This window comes from Vibrio sp. M260118 (assembly GCF_036533755.1).
In the GTDB taxonomy this organism is placed as follows: Bacteria; Pseudomonadota; Gammaproteobacteria; order Enterobacterales; family Vibrionaceae; genus Vibrio.
Genome location: NZ_JATABG010000519.1, coordinates 1 through 1,878, shown reverse-complemented (window position 1 = coordinate 1,878; position 1,878 = coordinate 1). Strand labels below are relative to the sequence as shown.

Here is a 1,878-nt window from a genome sequence, read left to right as displayed (position 1 = left end):
CACGACTCTATAGTTAATTGTTTTGAAGGCTCAATACCCCAATCCTTCCATACAGGTTCTACGCCTGAGGGAAGCCATAAGTTTCGTCCCAACTCCATCCAAGGAGAAGGATAATGAAAGTCACTGCCTTGAGAGGCTAATAGATTGTATTGTATAGCATAATCAGCCAAGTTGCGCCTTTCTTGTTGTGCTTGTTGAGGTTGCGCAACTTCCATTGCATCCCCACCAGCTTCAACAAAGGCACTGATCAATCGTTTAGTCCACTTAGCCGTAAGGTCATAACGGGCCGGGTGAGCCAATACAGCTTGTCCGCCCGCAGCATGTATCGCTTCGACGGCATCTTGCATCGAGCACCAATTTGGCGGTACATAACCTGGGTTATTACGCGTTAAGTACTTCTTAAACACTTGCTGCATGGTTTTGACGTAGCCATTATCCACTAGCCACTTAGCAAAATGAGCTCGTGTTATCGGGGCCTCGCCCGCAATCAACTTGACCTCCTCCAGCACACCTTCACGAGTCGCCTTCTCTAAGCGTTGAGCAATCAACTCAGCTCGTGACTCACGGTGGCGCTGTTGCTGGTTGATTAAATCGTTAAGCGCCGCTGATTGTGGGTCAATGTTCAGCCCAACAATGTGAATATCTTTGTTCTGCCACACAGTAGAAATTTCAATGCCATTAATCAGCTTAAGTGGCAATTGATTGTCTTGAATGTACTGATGCGCCACGTTAAGGGCATCAACTGTATCGTGATCAGTAATGGCTAACACATCGAGATTAAAGCTTAGCGCTCTATCAATGAGTTCGTTTGGAGGCAGTCTTCCATCTGAGGCGGTCGTATGACTGTGTAAATCAATTCTCATAATTATATTTTTTTAGTTGACTTTTTACCTCTGCACTAGTTAACTAGTACACAAATACGAAGTACCTGACTTAAGGCTCACTATGTTACAAGACATCAAGCAAAACCATAAAGTAAAAGTTACTGCTGACGTTATGAATAATAGTTCAGCCGAGCTTGCTTGGTGGCGCACTTGGACAAGTTCTTGGTGGGCTAACGTGTACTTTTAATTCATAGAATTCATGTTTCAAAGCCCGCTACGATAGCGGGCTTTTTGTTTTGTAATCTGCCTCACACCCAAGTGCTTAAACAATGGTCAAATATAACCAAATCTTGATTGGGCGACCGTATGCTTTATGCGACTATGTACGGCAGGAAGAAAAATTAATACAAAAGGAGGTCTTGTGAACAAGGCCATAGAAATCAAAAAGCTAGGTGACATTGAGCTAATTCGTACATCAGCACCTTACGCTCAAGATCCTACTCAGCTATTTCATACTCTGTGTGAGAATAAAACTGACAGCCTGCTATTAGAATCTGCCGAGATTGATTCTAAACAGGATCTACAAAGCCTTCTTATCGTTGATTCAGCAGTACGCATCGTTTGTTACGGTCATACAGTTACAATGACAGCACTGACCGATAACGGTAAAAACCTACTGGCTCACCTTACGCATAACATTACGCCTAACATCGAGCATACGTTTAACGGTAGTGAACTGGTTTTAAACTACAGCGAACCGTGCAACACCTTAGATGAGGATTCACGTCTTCGTGAGGCATCCTCCTTTGATGCTCTGCGTCTAATTCAGCACAGCTTTGATATCGCTGACCTGCACAAGCATGCGATCTTTATTGGTGGTTTGTTCGCTTACGACTTAGTGGCAAACTTTGAACCGCTCGGCGACGCTAAGCCTTCAAACCAGTGTCCTGACTACGTCTTTTACGTTGCTGAAACCTTACTGGTTGTTGACCACCAAAAGCAATCTTGCGAATTACAAGCAACCCTGTTTGCTGGTAACAACTGTAAAACCGCA

General features: G+C 44.0%; 2 protein-coding genes, 1 pseudogene and 1 other annotated feature. Of the genes and pseudogenes, 2 read left to right on the top strand and 1 reads right to left on the bottom strand.

Annotation, left to right across the window (positions count from 1 at the left end; translation table 11 throughout):
* Window positions 1–863: RNase RNM (gene rnm, locus QTO00_RS19095; RefSeq protein ID WP_331426159.1), on the bottom strand; the 863-nt coding region annotated here is incomplete at its 3' end.
* An 82-nt stretch (window positions 864–945) separates the two neighbouring features.
* Here rnm and QTO00_RS19090 point away from each other — a divergent pair.
* Both QTO00_RS19090 and QTO00_RS19085 read left to right on the top strand, forming a co-directional pair.
* Window positions 946–1,071: a trp operon leader peptide gene (locus tag QTO00_RS19090; protein WP_038207374.1), complete on the top strand. Its 126-nt coding sequence runs from the start codon at window positions 946–948 to the stop codon at window positions 1,069–1,071.
* Window positions 1,018–1,120 (top strand) — a sequence feature (Trp leader region). Its footprint overlaps the gene before it by 54 nt.
* 125 nt (window positions 1,121–1,245) lie before the next feature.
* Window positions 1,246–1,878, top strand: a pseudogene (locus tag QTO00_RS19085) (anthranilate synthase component I); the annotation flags it as partial.